General features: G+C 70.3%; 6 protein-coding genes. All 6 read left to right on the top strand.

Translation table 11 applies throughout. The annotated features are described in order from the left end of the window. Window positions 1–244: 244 nt before the first annotated feature. Window positions 245–592: a hypothetical protein gene (locus tag Q1N79_RS22775; RefSeq protein ID WP_300612215.1), complete on the top strand. Its 348-nt coding sequence runs from the start codon at window positions 245–247 to the stop codon at window positions 590–592. Next, the gene (locus Q1N79_RS22770) at window positions 570–1,301 is read left to right on the top strand and encodes a YggS family pyridoxal phosphate-dependent enzyme (protein ID WP_300612213.1); all 732 of its coding nucleotides are present in this window, start codon (window positions 570–572) and stop codon (window positions 1,299–1,301) included. The genes Q1N79_RS22775 and Q1N79_RS22770 overlap by 23 nt, the downstream gene beginning before the upstream one ends. A 65-nt stretch (window positions 1,302–1,366) precedes the next feature. Next, window positions 1,367–1,849, top strand: coding sequence for a cell division protein SepF (locus Q1N79_RS22765; RefSeq protein ID WP_300612211.1), 483 nt, complete (start codon window positions 1,367–1,369; stop codon window positions 1,847–1,849). Between the two features lie 61 nt (window positions 1,850–1,910). Further along, window positions 1,911–2,198 carry a YggT family protein gene (locus tag Q1N79_RS22760; protein WP_300612209.1) on the top strand — a complete coding sequence of 96 codons (288 nt, stop codon included), beginning with the start codon at window positions 1,911–1,913 and terminating at the stop codon, window positions 2,196–2,198. 69 nt (window positions 2,199–2,267) lie between these two features. Continuing rightward, window positions 2,268–3,110: a DivIVA domain-containing protein gene (locus tag Q1N79_RS22755; protein WP_300612207.1), complete on the top strand. Its 843-nt coding sequence runs from the start codon at window positions 2,268–2,270 to the stop codon at window positions 3,108–3,110. Window positions 3,111–3,155: 45 nt separating this feature from the next. Further along, window positions 3,156–3,419 (top strand): hypothetical protein (locus Q1N79_RS22750; protein ID WP_300612205.1); only part of this gene is annotated, 264 nt, incomplete at its 3' end.

Genomic DNA, 3,419 nt, shown 5'->3' with positions numbered 1-3,419 from the left:
GGGTCACGGCGCGCCCGTGGCATCACCCGGCTCGGCGGTGTCCAGCGGTTCGGGGTCAGCTGTCGGTTCGGATTCAGCAGGCGGTTCGGGGTCAGCGGCCGGTTCTGGACCATCGGGCGGTTCGGGGTCAGCAGGCGGTTCGGGGCCGGCTAGCGGGCTGGCCGCCTCCGGCGCGGCCCAGGGCGCGGGCCGCCCGGGCAACGGTGCCGCGGCGTCCTCGCCGGACTCGTCCGCTGCCGCCGGATTGTCCGGGTCCGCGGGCCGCGCTGGCGCCCCGGGGCAGACGGTCTCGGCCGCCGCCGCGCCGGCGCGGCAAGCGGCCGACGTCGCGGCCGGCTATGTTCCCGCGCCCGTGTCGTTCGTCGCTCAGGACGGGGACGACGATGACCCGGCCAGCTCCGCCTACGCCGACTCCGGGTTCGACCCGGGCGCCGCCGGCGCCGGGCACGGTGCCGGGTCGTCCGCGTCCGGGTGGAAGGACTCCGGGCGGTCCGGCGCGGCCGACAAGGTCTTCGATGCGGGCGCCGGGCGCCGCCGCCCGGTGGTCTTCGAAGAGGACGACGACCTGGATGTCCCTGACTTCCTCAAGTGAGCTGAGCCGGTCGCACCGGCGCCGCGCCGAGCTCGCCGCCAACCTGGCGCAGGTCAGGAGCAGGATCGACGCGGCCTGCGCGGCGGCGGCGCGGGACGCCAGCGGAGTGACGCTGATCGCGGTCACCAAGACGTGGCCGGCCTCCGACGTGGCGCTGCTGTGCGGCCTCGGCGTGACCGACTTCGGGGAGAACAGGGACGCCGAGGCGGCGCCCAAGGCGGCCGCCTGCGCGGACTTGCCGATCACCTGGCATTTCGTCGGCCAGCTGCAGACCAACAAGGCCCGCAGCGTGGCCAGGTACGCCGACGTGGTGCACTCGGTGGACAGGGCTCACCTGGCCCAGGCGCTCGGCGCCGCCGCCCGCGCGGCGGGCCGTGAGCTCACCTGCCTGGTCCAGGTCAGCCTGGACGGCGACCCGGCGCGCGGCGGGGTCCGGCCAGCCGGGGTGCCTGCGATCGCCGGGGCGGTGGCGGCCGAGCCGGGGCTGCTGCTCGGCGGCGTGATGGCGGTGGCGCCGCTGGGCATGGCGCCCGCTGACGCCTTCGCGCCGCTGCGTGCCTGCTCGGCCGCGGTGCGTGCGGTGGTGGCGGGCGCGACCATCGTCTCCGCGGGGATGAGCGCGGATCTTGAGCCCGCGATCGACGCCGGCGCGACACACGTGCGAATTGGTACGGCGTTGCTCGGAGCCAGAAGGCCTCACGTCATGTAATGTCCGTCGCGTAACGCTATTGGGTACGCGGCGACGCGTGGGTGGGCACAGCGGAGGACTGACGGATGGCCAGCGCGATGCGCAAGATGGCGGTCTACCTAGGCCTCGTGGAGGACGATCGCCGGTACCAGGACAAGTACGAGGATTATGAGGATTACGACGAGTACGACGAGCCGGCGGACGCGGTGGAGGCCCCCGCGGTCCGTCCCGATTACGGCGGCTACGTGAGCGAGCACCGGATGGAGCCCGTTCCGTCACAGCAGGTCGAGCTCGCCCGGATCACAACGCTGCATCCGCGCACCTACAATGAGGCTCGTACCATCGGTGAGCACTTCCGCGAGGGCACTCCGGTGATCATGAACCTGACCGAGATGGTCGACAGCGACGCGCGCCGTCTTGTCGACTTCGCGGCGGGGCTGATCTTCGGGCTGCGCGGATCGATCGATAAGGTGACAAACAAGGTCTTCCTGCTCTCCCCGGCGAACGTCGAGGTGACCGCGGAAGACAAGGCCCGCATCGCGGAGCGGGGCTTCTTCAACCAGAGCTAGTTCAACCGGAGCTAGCGGAGCAGCCCTCTCCCCGAGACTCGTACGTGAGGGCGGTGATGTGATGGACATCCTGAAAATCGTCCTCACCTACCTGCTGTGGATCTACCTTCTCGTGCTCATCGGCAGGATGATCTTCGGCTGGATCCAGGTCTTCGCGCGTTCCTGGCATCCGACTGGCCTTGTTCTGGTGCTCGCCGAGACGGTTTTCACCCTCACTGATCCGCCACTGAAATTCCTACGCCGCTACATCCCACCCCTCCGGCTAGGTACAGTAGCCATGGACCTCAGCTACATGGTGCTGTTCATCGTGGTACTGATTTTGCTACAGGTGGCAGTCCCGCATCTCTGATCAGGTAACGTGCCCCGTCCCGATCGGGTACCGTGCTGAGAACACAGCTAAGCGCGCCGAGGAGACAAGATGCCGCTGACGCCCGCGGATGTGCGGAACAAGCAGTTCAGTACGACCAGGCTCAGGCCCGGCTACGACGAGGAAGAGGTTGATGCCTTCCTCGACGAGGTTGAGGCTGAACTCGACCGGCTGATCCAGGAGAACGAGGAACTCCGGGCCAAGCTGGCTGAGGTGTTGCGCGGCGGCGGGAAGCCGAGCATCCCGGCACTGAGTTCGCCGCTGTCCGATCCGACCAAGTCCGACATGATGATGCCGGAACCGCCGGAGCGCAGGCAGCCCGAGCCGATGATGATGGGCGGGATGCACACCGTCGAGGACAACATGGACACGGCAGCACGCGTGCTGTCGCTGGCCCAGCAGACCGCCGACCAGGCGATCGCTGACGCGCGCAGGGAAGCCGACGAGACGCTCGGGCGCGCGCGCCGCGAGGCCGATGAGGTGCTCACCAAGGCCCGCCGGCAGGCGGAGCAGATCACAGGCGACGCCAGGGCACGCGCCGAGAGCCTGGAGCGGGACGCCCAGGAGCGGCACCGCCAGGCGATGGGCTCGCTCGTCCAGCAGCGCGAGGAACTCGAGCGGCGGGTGGACGACCTGCGGGCATTCGAGCGTGAGTACCGCAGCAGGCTCAAGGCGTACCTCGAGGGCCAGCTCCGTGATCTTGAGGCCGGCGTGACCGACAGCGGCACGTTCCCTGCCGTGGCCCCGGCGTCTCCGCCGCAGCTTCCGGCCGGCCTCGGGCAGCCAGCCATCCGCAACGGCGCGCCGGCGCCCAGCCAGTACGGCGTCCCTGAGGTCGTCCAGCACGCGGGCGGCTTCCGTGGCGGTGACGCCGCGGTTCACGACCGCCGCTGACCCAGGAGCGTTTCCGGCGCACCAGGACACGAGGAGAAGTCACAGGTGATCCGGTTCAGCGCCGGGCTGGTCGTCGTCGCCATCGGGGTTCTCATCGGCGGCGTCGTCACCAGCAAGCTGTTGCTGGTTTACATAGCGATCATGCTGAGCGCGGCCGGGCTGGCCGCGCTCGCCATCGGGGTCGTGCTCAAGCGCGACGAGTTCTTCGGGGAGCAGAGCCAGGCGGCGGCACGTGCCGACGCCGGCCCCACCGTCGGCCAGCCGGCCCAGGCCGGCGAGGCGGCCGGGACGCGGATGCCCGCGGCGACC

Source organism: Trebonia sp. (assembly GCF_030042015.1).
Taxonomy (GTDB): Bacteria; Actinomycetota; Actinomycetes; order Streptosporangiales; family Streptosporangiaceae; genus Trebonia.
This window is presented reverse-complemented; position numbering and strand designations above follow the sequence as displayed.

Coding starts and splice junctions, on each gene's coding strand:
- Q1N79_RS22770 (WP_300612213.1), top strand. CDS start 570: ATGTCCCTGACTTCCTCAAGTGAGCTGAGCCGGTCGCACCGGCGCCGC.
- Q1N79_RS22765 (WP_300612211.1), top strand. CDS start 1,367: ATGGCCAGCGCGATGCGCAAGATGGCGGTCTACCTAGGCCTCGTGGAG.
- Q1N79_RS22760 (WP_300612209.1), top strand. CDS start 1,911: ATGGACATCCTGAAAATCGTCCTCACCTACCTGCTGTGGATCTACCTT.
- Q1N79_RS22755 (WP_300612207.1), top strand. CDS start 2,268: ATGCCGCTGACGCCCGCGGATGTGCGGAACAAGCAGTTCAGTACGACC.